At 50.5% G+C, this 18503-nt stretch carries 15 protein-coding genes and 3 pseudogenes; 2 read left to right on the top strand and 16 right to left on the bottom strand.

The genetic code is table 11. From position 1 onward, the window contains the following. A pseudogene (locus tag BUA75_RS13450) lies at positions 1-525 on the bottom strand (hypothetical protein); the annotation flags it as partial. Positions 526-624: 99 nt separating this feature from the next. Beyond that, positions 625-699: pseudogene (locus BUA75_RS16600) on the bottom strand (DUF6011 domain-containing protein); the annotation flags it as partial. A gap of 739 nt (positions 700-1438) precedes the next feature. Here BUA75_RS16600 and BUA75_RS13445 point away from each other — a divergent pair. Next, positions 1439-2185 carry a geobacillin-26 family protein gene (locus BUA75_RS13445; RefSeq protein WP_072875116.1) on the top strand — a complete coding sequence of 249 codons (747 nt, stop codon included), beginning with the start codon at positions 1439-1441 and terminating at the stop codon, positions 2183-2185. A 333-nt stretch (positions 2186-2518) separates the two neighbouring features. On the opposite strand, the pseudogene BUA75_RS13440 reads toward BUA75_RS13445, so the two are convergent. From BUA75_RS13440 to BUA75_RS13375, 14 genes and pseudogenes are all read right to left on the bottom strand, one after another. Next, a pseudogene (locus BUA75_RS13440) lies at positions 2519-3226 on the bottom strand (nucleotidyltransferase domain-containing protein). Positions 3227-3247: 21 nt separating this feature from the next. Further along, complete coding sequence (locus BUA75_RS13435; RefSeq protein ID WP_072875115.1) at positions 3248-4261, bottom strand: IS1595-like element ISAlis1 family transposase; 1014 nt, start codon at positions 4259-4261, stop codon at positions 3248-3250. A gap of 567 nt (positions 4262-4828) precedes the next feature. Further along, a complete protein-coding gene (locus BUA75_RS15975; protein ID WP_165612025.1) occupies positions 4829-4966 on the bottom strand; it encodes a hypothetical protein in 138 nt (45 codons plus the stop codon). 476 nt (positions 4967-5442) lie between these two features. Next, a complete protein-coding gene (locus BUA75_RS13425) occupies positions 5443-6330 on the bottom strand; it encodes a hypothetical protein (RefSeq protein ID WP_072875113.1) in 888 nt (295 codons plus the stop codon). 14 nt (positions 6331-6344) lie between these two features. Then, entirely contained in the window at positions 6345-7715 is a 1371-nt protein-coding gene (locus BUA75_RS13420; RefSeq protein ID WP_072875112.1) for an ATPase, T2SS/T4P/T4SS family, read from the bottom strand. Beyond that, a complete protein-coding gene (locus BUA75_RS13415; protein ID WP_072875111.1) occupies positions 7712-8410 on the bottom strand; it encodes a flagella basal body P-ring formation protein FlgA in 699 nt (232 codons plus the stop codon). The genes BUA75_RS13420 and BUA75_RS13415 overlap by 4 nt, the downstream gene beginning before the upstream one ends. After that, positions 8374-9612, bottom strand: a complete 1239-nt coding sequence (locus BUA75_RS13410) for a ParA family protein (protein ID WP_072875110.1) — start codon at positions 9610-9612, stop codon at positions 8374-8376. Before BUA75_RS13410 ends, BUA75_RS13415 begins: the two co-directional genes overlap by 37 nt. Continuing rightward, on the bottom strand, positions 9596-10087 hold the full coding sequence (locus BUA75_RS13405) for a hypothetical protein (protein WP_072875109.1): 492 nt from the start codon (positions 10085-10087) through the stop codon (positions 9596-9598). The genes BUA75_RS13410 and BUA75_RS13405 overlap by 17 nt, the downstream gene beginning before the upstream one ends. Continuing rightward, positions 10084-10701 (bottom strand): EAL domain-containing protein, encoded by a 618-nt coding sequence (locus BUA75_RS13400; RefSeq protein WP_072875117.1) that lies wholly within the window; start codon positions 10699-10701, stop codon positions 10084-10086. Before BUA75_RS13400 ends, BUA75_RS13405 begins: the two co-directional genes overlap by 4 nt. Positions 10702-10759: 58 nt before the next feature. Further along, positions 10760-11776, bottom strand: a complete 1017-nt coding sequence (locus tag BUA75_RS13395) for a ParM/StbA family protein (protein ID WP_083574364.1) — start codon at positions 11774-11776, stop codon at positions 10760-10762. Further along, a complete protein-coding gene (locus BUA75_RS13390) occupies positions 11773-12987 on the bottom strand; it encodes a CpaE/TadZ family protein (RefSeq protein WP_072875107.1) in 1215 nt (404 codons plus the stop codon). The genes BUA75_RS13395 and BUA75_RS13390 overlap by 4 nt, the downstream gene beginning before the upstream one ends. 67 nt (positions 12988-13054) lie before the next feature. Next, a complete protein-coding gene (locus tag BUA75_RS13385; protein WP_129583653.1) occupies positions 13055-13909 on the bottom strand; it encodes a hypothetical protein in 855 nt (284 codons plus the stop codon). 73 nt (positions 13910-13982) lie between these two features. Then, complete coding sequence (locus BUA75_RS13380; protein ID WP_072875105.1) at positions 13983-14255, bottom strand: HU family DNA-binding protein; 273 nt, start codon at positions 14253-14255, stop codon at positions 13983-13985. 84 nt (positions 14256-14339) lie between these two features. Then, positions 14340-17639, bottom strand: coding sequence for a beta strand repeat-containing protein (locus tag BUA75_RS13375; protein ID WP_072875104.1), 3300 nt, complete (start codon positions 17637-17639; stop codon positions 14340-14342). A gap of 133 nt (positions 17640-17772) precedes the next feature. Here BUA75_RS13375 and BUA75_RS13370 point away from each other — a divergent pair, with 133 nt between their 5' ends. Beyond that, positions 17773-18489 carry an iron-containing redox enzyme family protein gene (locus BUA75_RS13370; RefSeq protein ID WP_072875103.1) on the top strand — a complete coding sequence of 239 codons (717 nt, stop codon included), beginning with the start codon at positions 17773-17775 and terminating at the stop codon, positions 18487-18489. The last annotated feature ends 14 nt before the right edge of the window (positions 18490-18503 follow it).

The raw sequence follows: 18503 nt of genomic DNA, 5'->3' as shown, positions 1-18503 counted from the left end.
CAAGTCTTGCCATGCGGCGTCGTTCTCGCTCATCAAGATACCATCATGTTGGTGCCTTTCATGCCACTGTTGCAAGGCTGTGTCACGTTCCTGCTCTACAGCCATCTCTTCATTGACAATCCTTTGCATGAGCATTGGAGCGCCTTCCACTCGATGTCCTACCACGCTGTCTACCGAAGGCGCTGTCTCGGTTTCTGTATGACGACCCAAAACATTGTAGGCCCGCATGTGTCGACACGGCGTTCCAGCAGGTTGGTTTCGATGAAACGCATAGGCTGAACAACTGCAACTGACCGCATGTTCCCCTGTATGATCGGCTACCACGACATAATCTTCATTCGTGCCCGAATGAGCAATGAGCATGCCATCTTCAAACTGTTCAAACCAAATCTCTGTCTGTCCTGCGTTGCGCCTAGAGTTGGCGTCTTCCATGTCTACCGTACCCGTTTGAACAGGAATGATTTCTTGTCTGTGCACTCGCGCCAAAAACCGCGTCCTGGCCGCTTCCACAGCACGGTTTCGCATCCCGACTGGCTCTCCGCGCAGCCTTGCCCACGAAGTTCTTGCTCGATCTGCCATCTCGCTGGTCATAAGGACCTGTAGATAGGACCGTACATTCCGATCACAAACTGGCCCCGTTCCTCTGGAGACCGAGACCTGATTAGACAAACCCCTGTGACATACGGCACAAATCGTCATGAAAAACCCCTCCTTCCCCAGGGAAAGAGGGGGCGGCAAGTGTCTACGTTAATCAAGTGGGCGTTTTCCAGAATTTCGTGGAAATTTGAAAGTGAGAGTCTCCCTATCCCTTTTGTCATGGGTTTGGGCTAACAGAAAGGAGAATGCCTCTAGAAAGTCAAGACTACACGAGATTGAGCTGAAAGACCAGAAGCAGTTTACTTCGATACGACATAAAACCTATCTGACCAACTGGCTCTGCTGGATATGATGAAGATGACCAAGAGGGGGTTCTTGGCACTGGCGTTGCCAGTTCCGGTAAAGCACGGCTGTAGAATAGGTTCGGTCATGGTTTGATCAGCAGGGAGAACCCACTGAAAATGTTTTTGTCCCTGCATTATCATAAACGGATAGTCCACGATTTTCTAATCGTCAGTTTATGGCTGCTACGAAGAAGAAGTTGCAGTTTCTGTTGCAAATGAGGCTACGAGTCACCTATGCGATGGAATTATCGAATAAGAAAATGCGCGTGGCCAAGAGCAATACGAACGTTGGAAGAAGGGTAAATTGGTATTGAAGAAAAAAGACCGTTACGAGAATATACAAAAGAGTGGGATATAGCAGGAGCAACAGTAAATATGACTGAATATTAAAACTTTTTATTTCTATTTTCAGGGGCATCCATTATATTGACATTATATGAAGTTATCCATAAAATAGAGTAAATTTCTATATATTTTAAATATTTGGAGGTGTTGAGGTGAAAACTATTTTAAAAAAATTTGTAGGCGGAGTATTTGCTCTATCTACTATGATAGGCATTAATATTCCATCTGCATATGCTAGTACTTCACAACTTAATGCTGTTGGAAATAAACAATCATTTTCAGTCAATGGGAATGCAATATATGTTCAAAAGATGTCTAATGGAAACCCTTTTGATAACGTAGTAAGAGTAACTGTAAACGGGCAGACTACTACTGTAACATACAATAAGATTACTAAAACAATGACCGTTCTAAATTCAAATAATACACAACAAACTTTTAATTTGACAGACTTAAATTCTGGGTTAGCTACTAAAAAAAGCACTGCTATTAGTCCCAATTACATCTCTGAGCGGGTTTCAGAACAGTGGTGGGGAGATTATGCTCAAGACAGCATTTTTAGCGGTTCTACCCAGTATTGGATGGTTGCGATTAACTCTAACAATACATCTTATGCGTACTGGTCGGGAGCTGAAACCAGCAACAACTCAAGCGTTCTAAATAATTATTGGAATGCTGTTTCTGCTACAGAAAAATCAGAATATGCATTTTATGCAGCTACAGGTTTAAGTGCATCTAGTGCATTAGTTTCGGTTATTACCTCTGAAACTGGCGTAGGTGCTATCGTTGGTGTAGTCGTCGCCGCGGGATTTGCAATTGGAGCAGCATACGAAGCTGCTCAAGCGTGGACTAATCACCACACAGACGTTGTAGATTTTTATCAAATTCCTGGAGCCTAATCTATATTAGGTATTGAACAAGGTGGGGCGCATATATTTTAAAGGTGCCCCTCTTAAATTTAATGCCGGATAGGTGATTACTAGTGAGTGTAGGAATGCTCATATCGATTATTTTATGGGTTATAATTTTGCTTTTATTTATTCTCATTTTAATAAAAAGTGTCAGCCGAATTATACGTAATATATCTTTATTAGGAATATTCATATGTTTAATAATTATTTGTGAGTTTATTTACTTTAGTTTCTAATATGTAAATTTTAGGCTCTTTTCGTAAATATTGTTGCTTTCAACAAGACACTTGTTCATAGAAGGCATAGCACTGATAGAAAGGGTTATGCCTTCTGTTTTCCAAGTGAAAATCCGTCAAACAATCGCCCACCGAAAGGTTCTAACACTTTGTTCGTGAGTTGCACTATTTCATCCTTGTCTCCTGTTTGATAAAAGGTCGTAAAAGCATGAATGAACTCACTCGCAAACACTTCGTCGTATTCCTTTAATGTCCGCACAATCTATTTGGAAGCCCCGATCCACTGATGATGTGTTCTCAAAAAGAACTCTTGTATGGCTTCCGCCAATGTGTTGGCGATGAACAAATCTTCATCCGACCTGAGAGAACCAATAAAATCATCCAATGTATCGGTTAGCATATATCGCTTCATTGCAACAGTCTCCGATGACCATGGAGCGGGACCGTTTTTAAGAAGTTGTCCCGCTTCGGATTTGATTTTATCGATGATTCCTGAGTCCTTTAAGACAATTCCTTCATGTACCATTCTCGGTAGAGAAGGACGTGCTCGTTTACAATCGCTCTCAAAGAAATCCCTATAGGACTTCAGATTGTGAACAAACACTTCAATTGCCCACCCGTATTGAAATAATGATTCTCGATATGCAGAACTGATACTGTCGTCGAAAACAACAATGTCGAGGTCAGAAGTATCTGTCGCTTCGCCTCTTACAACGCTCCCAGCCAATACTGCCGCTCGGCAACTTGGGAAATGGGATTGAATAAAGTGCTTTGCAGCCTCAATTGCATCCACCTCTACTCGTTTCCTCCTAACTTAGACCGCACGCAGAAACTCAACCGTAACAGCGTTGGACCGTCTTGACATATCTCGAAGGATAGATCGCTTCGCTTCGTATGGCGACAGGTTTTTGTATCGCTCTAAGAAGCGGAACCAGAACAGGTAGTTGTCCAGATACTTGGTGGCAACCCCCTGAAACCTCTCCATCCACTTCTTTAATCGTTTGTGATATGCGTTTACGTGCTGAACGTGGTAGATTCCCTTTCGAACATACACGCCTTTACGTACATTGATTACTTCGTGATGAAGCCCCTTCATCCTTGCAAACGCCATGTAATTCTTTGCGGAGTCGGTACAAAGCAGGGAACCTGGAGCAAGGCGTGAACCCAATACAGCATCGATTTCAGTCGCCGTGATTCGACCACGACCAGCATTTTGAGCAACAACGTCGCCATCTCGATCTAAGGCGACCACAACACATACCTGTTCCTTGCTGATACCCCGTTTCTTCGCAACACCGCCACGTTTTCGTGGCTTTCGGAAGGTCACAGGCTTTCGACCCTTGTGGGATTCCAAGAAGAAGGTTTCATCCGATTCAACGATGCCATTCAGGGCATCATGACCAAGCGAGCGAAGGGCGTACAGAACCTTATGACGCCAATAGAACGCCGTCGATACGTGTATGTGGAGCACCATAGCGATTTTGGGCAACGTCAGACCTTCCAGCATGTACTCGATGAATTTTAGCCATTTATCAGGGTATCGTGTTCCTGCAATAGGACTTGCAGTTGTATCATTGAACGACTTCCCGCAGTCCTTGCACAGATACCTTTGACGACTACGGTAGGTGCCGTTGCGTTTAACCGTCTTGCTCCCACAATGAACACAAGCCAATCCCGAACTGAATCGACTGTCACGAATTTCTTCCGCAACCTTGTCCAACTTTAACCGAGGTTCAGGGAAAAGCGTGTCCTTAATGGCTTCAAACAGGGCGAGTTTTTCGCCTTGGCTCAATTCATCAAAGTCTTCGTACAGGTCCTTCCAACCCATTGAAACCGCTCCTCGGACGAGATTTGTCGAACATTATACATTATTGTCCAATGAGCAACAATCTATACGAAAAGAGCTAAATTTTATTATAAACACTAAGTGTAAGAATCAACCCGAGTACAACTCAGAGAAATGGTAACCAAGAGATAATCTTCTAAGTAATTCTTTTAAAATGGGGTATTTAGAAATACACTCATAACTGCTGATAGCTCGAATAGTCTGAATATGAAATTTATATAGAATAAGATCTAACCCAGCGAACTTTTTTCCATTAGATAAAACATAAGAAGATATGCCGTTAGTCACACCTCTTTTCTAATTCTTGGCGTTACTGGATCCTTCCAAACCCCAGCTACGCTCTCAATCCTTCTATGACTACGTTTTTCCTTCGGAGCTAAAATCCCTACGCCTTCAAACTGCAATGCAAAAATCTTCCACATTCCACCTAGTGTACGTTGGGCCTTGAGTTTCCATTCTTCACACCAGCGACGCACTTGTTGTTAACTCATCCCAAATTGAGCCACTAATTCGGCAGTCCCCAAAAAATCTTCCGATGAAGTAATGCTCTTAACATTGATTGTTATATGCTTGCCCTTTTTTTGCAACCTCAAGGTTTTCACGCATTAACTGTCTAATCGTGCTTAACATTGTCCCAACGATTTCACGAAGCAATTCTTCATCTAAAATCACTTTCTGGATTTTCACGAAGAATGCTCAACAATTTTTATGCAGTTCCAAATTCGGAAAGTCTATATCGTCCCTTCTAGCTTGAACGCCAGACATGTGTATCCCCTCCCTACAGGAATTCTACAGCCTGGATCGCTCATTGCAACATTTCGCTCATATGTCACGAAACATTCATTATTTATGAACCAAAACGCATAGTATGTATACCTATCTTAAAAAAACCTTTATGAACCCAGAAAAAATGGCCTAAACCACTCCTCTATTTGATCTCGTTACTGAAGTGAGCATTTTTGTTTTCTTCATGCGTGTTCATCACGTGACTTCAGAATCGCAAGCTGTTCTTCGTACGTTTGAGCCGGTTTTAGTTCAGTCATAACAATCCTTGCCAAACAAAATAAATCGGCTCACCCTGGTCCGCATCGTTGAGAGGCGTGGTGAGCTCTGTTCGTATCAGAATAAGACTTAGAAATTCAAAGTGCAACGAGAGCGAAGGCTTAGACTTCTTTCAACGCTTTGGCCGCCATCCGATAGATAAGAACCATACCCCCCACCATCACCAGCAACAAAAGCCAAAATCCAACGCGCGTTTGAAACGTCAAAAACCGTCCCATGCGAGGATATGCCAGAAGCAACAAAGAGCCTACCAGATAGACAAAAATAGAAGCATTTCGCTTACTGACTCGCGTCCGCGCCGCGACACGGCGTTGATGATACAAAATCTGCAACATCTGCTCCCGGTATCCCAACCACATCTCGGCATAGTCCGGCTGGAAGTCTGCCGCATCGCGCGTCATCGTAGCCAGCGTTAAAAGCACCTCCACATCCCGTTCTCTGGCGGCGCGAACCAAGGCCTCAGCAGGGGTTAAACTCTTTTGCCTCCACGTCTCGGATACTTCGCCAAACAACGCCCGCACCGCTTTTCGTTTCGCCAACTTGGCGACCTCATCCACAGCCACTTCCAACCGCCCTGTCGCTTTCAAGGAGTGAACCGCAATCGGGATCGCCTCATCCAGAATCGCTGTCGTCATTTGCTGTTGGTACTTTTCATACGCCCCATGCAGGCTTTTCACACGAAACCACCAAAAGCCAACAGCGCCCCCCGCAAACGGAGCAAGCGCAGGTTGTTCCACGCCTATAGAAAGAAAAGCGGCCACCAAAATCCCCATGAAAGCAGAAACTAAAATCGCGTTTCTCACCGACACGCCTGCAATCCTGGCTTCTCGCCACCATTCTGCTGTCCAGGCTCGCCCCACATCCCGAAGCCTGACCTCACTTTGAAAGGATTGTTGCCAAATCGCCCTTTGTCTCGCTTTCGCCAAATCTTTGTCCACAAAAGCCAAGAGCGCTGAAAAAAATAGCAAAAACGCAATCCACTGCGCCATCTCGCTTGGCCTCCTTAGCCCAAATACACCTGTTCAAACCGAGGATTTTTCTGAATCGGCAAATCGGGCAACGATATCCCTTGTCGTTTGGCACGCTCCACCATGCGCGGCGTCATGCCATGAAACACGAACACATCCTTTTCACCGTTCCAGGTCGCCAAACGGACAAACGGCACCGTTTTCGTACTTGGATCGTAGGGATAGATTTCGGACACTTCCACCACCCGTTTGCCAAAGCGTGTTCGCTCACAACCAATCACCACTTGCGTCACACTGGTGAAAATGTTCGCCACCGTCGACATCGCAGGTTTTTGCGGTGCCCCTGCCGCGAGTAAACACATACGCTGGACGATCCCCTGCGCTTGCGGAGGAGCATGCACCGTGGTGAACGTATGTCCGGTCACAGATAACCCCGCTTGCAAAAACGCATACGCCATGGCCTCCATGCGGATTTCACCCACGCCCACATGATCGAAAAACATCCGCAGCGTATCCGCGATAGAGTCTAACATGGTGATTTCGCCCTTGCCCTCTGCGTTAGCTCCCTTGTTATAGAGTCTCGCCGACCATCGGCAAAGCGGCTGAAGTTCCGGCATCTCTTCGACAATCCCAACCACTTCGTTTTCTGGGACATGACCCAGTATGGCCGCGCAAAGCGTCGACTTCGCGCTCCCCGTCCCACCGGCCACCACATAGCTATAGTGAAGCGTAGGAAACAGAGCAAAAAGTTGCACCATTTCTGGCGAAAGCATTCGCAGTTCCATCAGTTGCTCCAGGCTGAAGTTGAAAAGCGGTTTGCGAACCGTCAAAAACATGCACTCTCTGGGCAGAATGACCCCAAATTCATCCTTGACGGTCCAGGCACTGGCCCCGCCCCGAACGTGCATGCGATACCCATCGGCCAACATCGCATCGCACCGCGGATTGGCCAAATCAAATTTGTACGTCGTACCCGACAGTTTCTTGCTCACAAAATCCACAATTTCCTCGTTTTGCATCACCAGCCCCGGTACCACTTCTCGCTCTCCTCTTCGGGTCACAATGACTTGTGTGCCGCCGATGACCATGATATCCGAGATATACGGATCGTCCATCACCGCCTGAAGCTTGCCATAGCCATACATGTTGTTCAAAACTTCCTGAATCGCTTCTTCCTGATACCGCGCGGGAATGCGAATCAGCCCGGCCAGCCTTCCTAAATACGCATGGGCCTCGCGCCTGGGCGGCAGGTTGCGAAGCCATTCGTTCTCTTCGCGAACCCGCTCCATGAGGCGCCGGGTTTCTTTCTCTACCTCTTTTTGCCGCTCCAGCACGGCTTCATCTTCGGCAAAATAGGCTTCGGACTCCTGTTGCAGTTTTTCCAGTTCTTCCAGGATACCCGTCATCCCTTTTTCCCGCCTTTCGACGACTTGGCCGTGGACGAAGCCTCCGCTTCACCTGTGTTCGTGCTGCCATCCATCATCGGGACGCCACTCGTGGCCAACGTCATTTGCGCCTGCCCATTTTGCAAACTTTCTCCCACCAACTGGAATTCAGGATACGTGAGGAACAAGATGAACACTGGCGTCTTCCCCGGCACCTCGGCCAGCACCCGAATCGGTCCCACCAGAGCTTCTGTACTCTGGTTGTTCGGCTCCTGTTTCGTATAAAAGACCGCAATGTTCTGACCAGGTTCCACACTGTCCGCCAGTACCGACGAAGGCGTATAGGCCACGACTAAACCATTTTGATGTTCATGCGCCTGATAGTAGGCCAGCAGTGCAGGAATGTCGGTTTGCCCGGCCACATCCGTCGTGGAAATGGGTTGACCTTGTGTCACGCCTACCTGCAAATACCGCCCGACCAGCATCTGTTTGTCCGTCAGCCAGTGCAATTGCCGAGCCAGTGCCACAGGCACAGTCTCCGTCGAGAAATCACCTGCCGTTAAAGCGGTGTCGGGTGCCAGGTTTTGTGAAGCCGTCACCACACGCACCGATTGCACCGCCCGGTTGTACCCTACATAGGCCAATCCACCTGCCGCAAAGGCCAACCCTACACTCAGCATCAAGTACGTGTGCCTTTTGAGCGTCCGAAACGCCATGTCCGCATCCCCTCTTTTTCCGTCTCCGTCTTTTGCGCATCCTCCCGCCATAACTTGAGGCGAATCTGTTTCATTGCCGTCTCAATAGCCGGACTGCCCATCAACATTTCCCCCGCTTGCACTTCCTCAAAGAGCTTGTCGTCTTCCGGTACATAACCCAGCACCGGGTAGCCTGTTTGGCTCTCCAAAATCTGCGAAATCTCATGAAGTACACCCGGTTTTTCCCGTGTACGGCTCAACACCAGATGCACCGGTTTCTCCGTCAGACTGAAAAAATCTCGAATTTCCGCCCAGGTGCTCCGATCCGTCCCGGTCACACCAAGGACGACATCCGCTTCCCGCATGGCTTCCACCGTGCAAACCATGCGGCTAGGATGCGTATCCAAAATCACGGTGTCCGCATACCGCGAGAGCAGATACATCAGTCTTCGAGTGCCATCTGCTGAAAGTCCCATAGGCCGTTGACCTTTCGGAATGACCCAAAAACCATACCCTGTACGAATCAGATTCTGTTCCAATTCCGCATCGTTGAGCGTATTGGAGAGTACCTCAAACCGATCCGTGGAAACGATGGGATCGACACGCAGGAGTCTCGCCAGATTTCCCATATTGTCCAAATCGACCAGCACGGTCCGTTGGCCCTTCTGATGCAGGTTTCTGGCTAACAAAATGGAAAACGTGCTTTTGCCCACTCCACCCTTGACTCCGGTGATCGTGAGAATCGTCGCTCGTTTCGCTAGCGGGCGCAGAGGTTCCACAAAAGGCACAGTTTGCCCCCGCAAGGAAAACGTTTGTTTCGAAGCTTTTTGGCGGATCATCTGTTCCATGAGATCGTTGGCAGAAACACCTGCAGGGTTCAGCGCGGACGAAGGTTCTTTCGGCGCATCCAGCGCACGCTCTTCTCGCTTGGCCCACTTTTCCAGATATGCCGGATGTGGCGGATACGGCAGCATCTCTGCGCAGCCTTCCGGCGGCACGTCAGGTTTCAGTCCCGGCACGCTCAGAATCACGGGTACACCGTAAACCGAAGAAAGTTGTGCCGCCATCCCCGCGTCCTCTTTTCGCGTGAGGATGACCAGTTCTATACCGCTTTTCGGAAAGTCTTGTTCCCTGGAGAGCGTCTGCACGGGATAACCTTTTTGCCGATAGACCTGTTCCATCTTCTTCCCTCGCGCCACGTCCCGATCAAACCAAATCCACAAGTGAAAGCACCTCCAATATCGGCATCCAGTGCCGCCGAAACGATGGATCGCGCATCGTCAATGGCTTCCCCATCAAATAGGACGTCGCGTTTCGCTCATCCCAGGGAATTGTAGCCAGCGGCACCTCATGCTCCCCGAACGGCCAAGGTTTCCCCACTTCCCGTTCGTATCCGTTCATGACCCATACCGTCTTTCCTCGCGCTCTTTCCAGGCGAGAGCGTACAGAACACACAGACAAAGGGTCTGGCGCGGCAGAGAGAATCAAAACATCGGGTGCCACTTCCGGCTCTGCGTGATCTAGGAACACCACAGGCGCTTCAATGGGAATATCCAGCCACCGTTCAGCCACAGGTATCACCCGATTCCATAACCGATACGGGGCGTCCCGATCCGCGTAAATCCATGCACCGCGCACACATCCTGCCAGATTCCAGGCGAGAAAACTTTGCCCAAATCCCTCCACCGCCACCTTCATGGAATCATCACCACCGATGGCGAAAGCGGCTCAGGGCGGTGGTAAAAGTAGCCCTGCACCAATCCCACACTCTGGCGTTTAGCCCACTCGGCCTGTCGCTCTGTGGCGACACGCTCCAGGATGACGCGAGAGAGCATTTCTTTCGCAAAGGACAGGGCTGCCCGCATCGTTTCTTCGTGGCCCATCCAGTTGATTTTTAGAAAATCCGGGCGCAAGTAACTGCATCGTTCAAACTGATTGAAACCCGTTCCAAAGTCATCCAGTGCCACTTGCAATCCTTGCTCCCGATAGGGAAACAACCACCTCTCCACTTTTTCTGCATCAAAACTGCGGCTCTCCGTCAACTCCAGCACCAGATTACGCGGAGAGTCTTCCGGCCAAAAAGGCAATCGTTCCGCTGCCATCGTTTCCGCCGTGACGTTGACAAACACCAGGAGTTGCGGCGAAGACCGGGCGCGTTTCCAGGCTTCCCGCAAAATATACTGTTCCGTTTCCACCAGCGTCCCGGCACTGTGGGTAATCTCCAACACTTCTTTCGCGTGATGCAAAAGAATTTCTAGTCCTACCTGTCCACCCGTCACGGGATCGACAATTCTTTGATGCCACAAAGCCAAAACAAAGCCCCCTCTCTTTTCAGGAAAGAGAGAAGGGCTGGTCAACGCCACAGCCATATCAAGAGAGTTCCGTGGCCAAATCAAAGAGGCGAAATCCTCTTGCGTTTGCCATTTGCGCATCCGGCAGAACCTCCACACGGGCAAAGTGAGACTGAAAATAACGTGCAGCCCCTGCTCCAGCACCCCCCGCCAAAAACACCGCCTGCACTTTGCCCAGTGTTTGCGCCCCCAGTTTCGCCATGACTTCTCGCATCACAGCGGTATAGACTCTCTGGCGCACCATGTCCACCTCGTCCGTCAAGGTGTGCATCCTGCCGCCGAAAAAGACGCTGCCTGTCTCCAAGAGTTCCTGATACAACGCCCGATCCGACAAGGAGGGACTCTCCCCCGCCACACGTCCAAGTAAACGGGATAACTCCTGCATGAATGTATGCCCGCCTACATCGACCGAGCCCGACAAGCTCTCCACATACCGAAACGGTCTCGTCTCAAAGACCACAAAACCTGTGGTGCGCGTACCGATATCGACCAATAGCAGATATCCACCATGACGAAGCAACGCCTCGTCGCGAGGCTTGAGCGTTCGGGTATCCAAAAGCCCTGCCATCATCGCTCCCATTGCCTGCGGAACCACACGAACCGAGGCAGCTGAGACCTTGAGCTTGCGACCTTCCACCGTCACCGCGCCCTGCATATGAGCCAAACGTTGTTGCAGGGACTCTTTTTGCAAAGCATAGTGGGCAAGTGGCAAGCCAGTCACCACGCGATGGGCATCTCCCTCGTCTCGCATCAAAAGCGCTAGTGTAGTGAGAACCAAAGCTTCCGTATCTTCATCCTCATGTTTTCGGCTCGACAAATTCACAATCGCATCCAGGCATTCTCGTTCGGCCAACTCGCCCAAAAAGAGATGCCGCCTCCCCTGCCCCGTTTCCAAAACCACCTCATAAGGCACAACATCCCCCAACATCGTGGTTCTCTCAAATCCGTCCCCTACGACCGCCGGAAAGAGAATGTCCTGTTCACCGTTCGTCGCTTTCACATACCCATATCCCAAATCCAGTCCCACGACCGTCATCGTTTCCATCGCCCTTTCTTCACTGACTTTTGAAAACCTAAACTGCTGTCCCACCAGTCTTTGCAAGCGAGAGAAAGTTTTTTTCCATGCAAACCGCCGAGCTTTTCTAACTTGCGATCATACGGAACCAGCACACGCGGCTGATACGGCGTCAAAAGCGGCTGAACGATTTTGAGTTCGGAGCGTTTTCTCGCCTGATTCACCACGACGGATACCTTGTCCGGTTCGACTTTCGCCATGACCAATTTTTCCGCATGTTCTTCCACTCGTCCCAAAGAATCCGGCAAGGTCCTGACGGCCATGACCACCTCACTGACCAAGGGCAACAAAAGTCGATGCAGAGGTGTCCAGCCCTGAGGCATATCCACAAAAACCAGATCCATCTCACTCATCGCCAGTTGCACCAGATACAAGGCATCATCCGGATCAAACAGGACAATATCCCGGCTCTGGGGGCTGGGGATGAGATGAACCCCTGTTTCATGGACATGACAGATCCCATCCGCAACAGCGGCAGCCATATCTCCCCCGCGCCAGCCGCGTACATCCGCACTTTGCAAAAAGCCAAATTTCTCTGAAATGTCCCCGTTGACATCCAAATCCACAATGGTCACTCTTTTGCCATGCAATGCCGCATACAGCGCCATATGCGCCCCCACGGTCGAACGACCCGCACCACCTTTGGGGCCTTCTAGCATGATGAGCGGGGTGCCTCGTCGACGAAAAAACGCGGGGGCTTGGGGTGGCTCTGGCATCGCGGGCATGAGCCGATTGGAAACCAATGCTTCCTCCGTGCGGCGCAAAACTTCACGCGGTGATTCCTGTCCATTCCGCAGCGGCGTGGATGGTGCGTTGACCCAGGTATCCGAAACCGCCAATTCTCCCTCTTCTACCGCTTCTGTCCACTCGATCCATTCATTCGCATCATTCGCCGCATCGTTTTTGACCCTGGAATCCAGTTGCTCCTGTTTTGCAAGGAGCACAAACACATCCCCTGGCGGTAAAATCGACGTTACCACAACTTGTGGAAACTTCGTCTGAACGGCTTCCTGAATCCCCATACGCTCATCCACCAGAATCCATTCGAGCGTCCCTTGTTCGCGGGCACGCGTCAACTCTGACATCTTCTGTACCCGCACCACGTCCCCCAGAATCGTCAGCTCCGCCAGCGTTTCCTTGGCCTTGTCCTCTTTCACCAAGAGCGCGATCAAGATGTCACCCTCCCCTCTTCCATCTCCGGCGTAAGTTTGGCCTCTGCACTCAATCTCGGCATCTCTTTCACCCCTCCCAGTCAAACCCGTCTTTCGGCAACACAGGTTCCGCTTCGTCCCATGTGAAATCTGTTTCCTCCTGCACTTGTGTATCCTCTTCCTGGGTAGACTTCATCGCCTCGTCGACAGGTGATGAAGTCGCCTCCATTCCCCAAAAGGAAAGGAGACCGCCTGACAAAGCCTCTGCCAATTCAGAGATTCGTTCGGACACCGCTTGACCTTCGCGCATCGCGACAAAGGCTGTGTGCCCAAAGTCCGGGAACACCATCGCCGCACCGTCAGGGATCTCCTCCTCCTCAGGCCAACGATTGACCATCCAAATCACACCTTCTATGGGCGTCTGTCGCGCAGGATCCGAATCGGTCACCCAGATGACAGCATCCGTTTGCAAAAGCGCCCGCTGCGCAGCCTGCTCTATCGAGGTGCCGGAGACCCCACTTCCGTCCAACACACGCACGGCTGCCTCAGCAGGAGCACTGGTAACAATCCAGGAAGAGGATTGCCCCCAGTGATGGACAGGAGAAGCGGGGGGTGCAACCAATACCGCGTCCATCCCCTTTTGCCGCAGTGCCGCCGCCAGATTCCAGGCCACAAACGACCCACCTGCGCCAGGCTCGGATAGCACGGTCACTGTCTGTGACGTTTGCCATACAGGGGCGTCCCCAAATAGCCAGGCCAACAGCTTTACGGCATCGATGCTCTGTGCAGACCCAATCACCTGGCATCCGAGCGCTTTACCCTCACGGGCCACTATCGCATTTCTGGCCACCAAACCCACCGTTTTCCCCGCTTGGACGCCCTCTTTTGCCGTCTCTAACACCGTTGTGAGGATATGGCTAGCTTTCTCTCGCGCTTCCGTCACTCTCGTTTCTCCCAGGACATTCCTAACCCAGGTTTCCATCGTCTTGTCTGCCAGTTCCAGGTACACCTTCATCCTAGTTCACCCGCGTTTTCAGCTTTTTCGACAGTTTGAAGCGCACGCTTTGATACGCTGGGACTTCCATGAATTCCCCCGTTTTCGGGTTTCGACATAAGCGAGCCGCGCGTTCCACCGGCTCAAAAATGCCGAACGGCACCAGAGGGACTCGTTCACCTTGACTCACTGCATCACTCATGGTTTCAATGAGCGCCTGTACCACGCGATGCACGACGGCTGATTTCTCTCCACACCGAGATTCCACTTCACGAAGCAATTCTTCTTTGGTCATCAATGCTCGTCACCTTTCTGATGAAAAAATTCGCCTTCTCCCCCTGGAAGGAGGCGAAGGCGAAAACGAGGTAACAAGGGGACTTTAGGGGCGGATTGTCAGGATCGAACCCTGATTTGTTAAGACAAACAGATAACCGTTGTTGTACACGGCTGAGGCGACTCCCCCTGGAATCGTTACGCCGCCGTAACTCATCGTATTGTTGGCATTCTCTACTTGAATGGTTGTACTCGTCGACTGATTGAGATTCGCATAAAAGGTAAATCCATCTCCTGCAGCCAGAATATTGTCTACGGTTGTGGATAACTGGGTGAGTTGGTTGTTGCTTGTGTTCAGAAACCAATCTCCCTGACTGCCCGTGATATAGATACCACCGTTGCCTTTGGCCATGACAGCATCCTGAGAGGGGGGACTGTAAGCTCCCTGGTTCACACTTCCTATCATGCCTTTCCCTAACACCGCGCCGCCCGGACTGATTTCAGCCCAGTCCAGGTGACTGGTCTGACTGTAAGACTGAAGACTCGATTGAAACACCGTATAAAAGTTCCCATTGACAGCGGCTAATCCAAAATAAGGACCATAGGTGACGGTGGAAGCAGGCGGTGTTAAAGATACGTTTGGGTATTGATAGTTTGTCGTCTCAAGAGTCAAACCATAGTGCATGGTGACATAAGAACCATTTTCCGTCGCGTATACATTGGAATAAGCTATTTCTCCTGGCAATGCAGCAGCGTAGAGTGGCGTAAAGCTGTAGTTTTGATCCGAGCTTCCATAACCAAAACCATCGACCCCATCCGTTTGAGAATTGATCGTAGCGACTTCAAAATTGTCATCATTGTATCCACCGTAACCACTGTTTTCCATACCATATTCATAGAAAAGTCCGCCTACCTCACCCAACCATACAGGGGGATAAGGGAGACCGTTGTATGTGGTTTCTGGTGTGCCGTTGTTGGCATTATACGCAAAAATTTGATTCGTTCCCGCCGTATAGAGCGTATCTCCATTGACCAGGAGCACTGAACCTTCCACACTATAACTATCGACTACCTCTGGTGTCGTACCCACCACCGGCTCGGTGAGGCTCGCGCTGGTGGTGCCCACCGTTGCCGTGATAACGGCATTCCCTTCACTGTTGGGAGCCGTCCAGTTCGTCGTAAAATCACCGCTGCTATCTGGCTGGGTCACGCTCTCCGGAGACACGGATCCCTCGTTTGCAGCAAAGTTGACCGTCAGTGGATAACCTGAAGTTCCCAGGTTCTGTCCGTCCGCCGTGACTTGCGCCGATACTGTATAGCTACCGCCTTCTGCCGCACCCGATGATGGTGCGCTCGTCGTGAGTGTAATCTGCGGCTGATAGACGGGTTCTTGCGTGCTGTAGACACCCGTTCCTCCGGGCGTCTCTGCCGTGAGCGTCACCGTTTGTTCCGTGTTTGGCGCTGTCCACTGGATGGCATCATTGCTACCACTCGAACCTACGTTCGTCGAGGATGCCGAAAGACTCCCTGCCGAAGCCGAAACATCAACTGTAGCATTGCCGACGCTCTGTCCATCCGCCATCACGTCGATGTAGAGATCATAGGTTGCACCGGTCAAAGTGGGTTCTCCGTTGTTTTGGACCACCAGTTGAAATTGCGGCCGATAGACGGTTACAGAAACCGTATTCGTGAGTCCATCCACCGTCAGTTGCAGTTGCGCCGATACCGAGGTCTGACCTTGGGTGCTAGCTGGTGTCCAGGTGAAGGAGATATCGCCATTCGCATCTGTGGTTGCCGACGCTTCACTCAGCGTTCCCTGATCGACCGACATTTGCACCGTTTGTCCCGGTAACGGGTTCCCGCTATCATCGGTGACCTGCGCCGTCAGATCATACGTTTCACCCGAGATCATCGGTTCGCTTTCGCTTTGAGTCGTACCGTTGCTACTGGCCTGTTCATGGAGTACGGATGTGCCGTTCAAGCTGATCGCAACATTCATCTCCGGCTCTACGACAATGACCGTATCTGTTTGCGCATCGTTACCCACCGATGCCGTCAACGTCACATTTTCTGCCGTCCCTGGTGCCGTCCAGGTCGTGCTGAAATCTCCCTGACTATCCGTCGTGACACTCGTACTTCCGAGGGTTCCAGCACTGGCTGAAAGCGTCACAGTTTGATTGGTCACCGGTTGACCTCCCAGCGTGAGTTGCCCAGATACGGTGTAAGTATTGTCGCTCACCGCGCCAGAAGATGGAGCATTCGTCGTGATTGTGATTTGCGGAGCGACCACAGTGACCTCTGTCTGTGCGGTCTGTTGACCACTGGCCGCATCGATCTGCACGCTGCCAGCATCGGACGGCGCTGTCCACTCGGTGCTAAACTCTCCGTTCGCATCCGTTTGAACCGTCTGCTGCAAAAGCGTACCGCCGTTGTCGGTGCCTGTGGCCGAAAGCGTCACGATTTGATTCGACACCGGCTGGCCATTCAGCGTCAGTTGCCCGGAGACCGTGTACGTTTGACCCACTTGTGCACCGTACGACGGTGTGGCCACGGATATGGTAAGTTGAGGCGCTACGACTTGAACCGTTGCTGACTGGGAAACTCCGTCCGCACTGGCTGTCAGTGTATACGTTCCTGTCGTTGTCGCGGTATACTGCGCCACATAATTGCCGTTGCTATCTGTATACGCGCCTGTCGGATCGAGCGAACCGCCAGTCGCAGACAAATTCACCAGGGCATTCGCCAGCCCCTGACCGTTGTTCGTCACACTCCCTGTGATGTTTACAGGTTCGCCTTCCTGTACGGTTTGCGGTGCACTTAGCGTCAACGACACTGCCCCACCCGGATACGTCGTGTCATACTTGGCATCCTGACCATCCGGGTTGGTCACTTCCACCGTAATCGCATCATTCGGCTGAAAGACAAAGCTACCATTTCCATATCCTTGAAGACTACTGACGTCGATACTCGATGCCGACATCCATGTGGCATTCGGTGTCACACCGCTTTGGGCTCCTGTCTGCCAACCTGCCGTGGTATCCAAAAGCGTTACGGTGGCCCCTTCCACAAAGTTGCTGCCGCTGATCGTCAGCGAAGGGCTGGCACCGCTTGTGGTATTCCAGGATACCCCCGAAATAGAGGGTGCCGGGTTCGTTACGGTGACTCCGCCGCCTGACCCGTCAGAACCACCACCGGATGAAGAGGCGTTCTGGTACGTGCCGCCCCAAATCTTCGCCGCAAACGAACGGGCAGGCGTCAGTGCCTGGTGCCTTGTGGACAAGGCCACATACGACACGCCCCCCACCGTGGCGACAATAGGAAGTACCGTGAGCGTCATTTTCATAAGCCCCGTTATGGTACTTTTCTCGTCTTCGCCTCTTCGCAGGCGTAAAAATCGTTTCCACATTCGACAGCCCCCCTTTCTCTGCATGACTTGACATTGAGAGTGTGGAGGGCAAAGTGGTAGGAGACACTTTCATTCCTTGTTCCAATACGCTTTTTCGATTAGGCTAGGATGTAAAAAAAGATGGAGGATTTTTATGTGGAATCATTACGTGGATGTCGAAAATGAAATCAATCTCATCGTACAAAAAGAATTTTTAGAACGCGATTTTTTTCAAACATTAAAAGCTGGACAGTACACGATGAAACAACTGCGACACTTTGCCATTCAGTACTCTTATTACAGCAGACACTTCCCTCGTATACTTGGCGCAGCCATTTCTGCCATGGCTCCGATCGATTCTTGGTGGGTGCCTTTAGCAGACAATTTATGGGATGAAGCGGGTAGAGGGGCCGTGGGTCATTCACATGAACAACTGTATAAGACGTTTTTAAAAAGTGTTGATCCTAATATCCAACTAAATGACTGGGGTATGCCGCCTGAGCCCATGGGAAACGCTGTTCAGACTGCCATAGAGACCTTTCTTCAATTCTTTCATCAAGCAATGCCACTCGCTGCGATGTCCGCTGTTGGACTAGGTTCTGAAATGTTTGCGGGGAGAATTATGGGGGAAATTGCATCCGGACTTAGCCATCCAAATTATCAAAAAAAGCAATCCCTCGAACTTTTATTTTGGCATTGTCACGCAGATGAACATGAACCACGCCATTATCAATTATGCAAAAATGTATTAATTCAATATTCTAAGCCCGAAGAATTGGCTATCCAATGGGAAGCAGGAAGCTATATCGCTCGTTCAGAAGCTACCATGTATCAATCTTTACACGAGGAAATGCTTCTATTAGATGCTTAACGTGATCTCAAAAT

Source organism: Alicyclobacillus tolerans, from assembly GCF_900142255.1.
Lineage (GTDB): Bacteria > Bacillota > Bacilli > Alicyclobacillales > Alicyclobacillaceae > Alicyclobacillus_I > Alicyclobacillus_I tolerans.
Note: the sequence above shows the minus strand (reverse complement) of the source record. Positions and strands in the feature narration are given on the sequence as shown.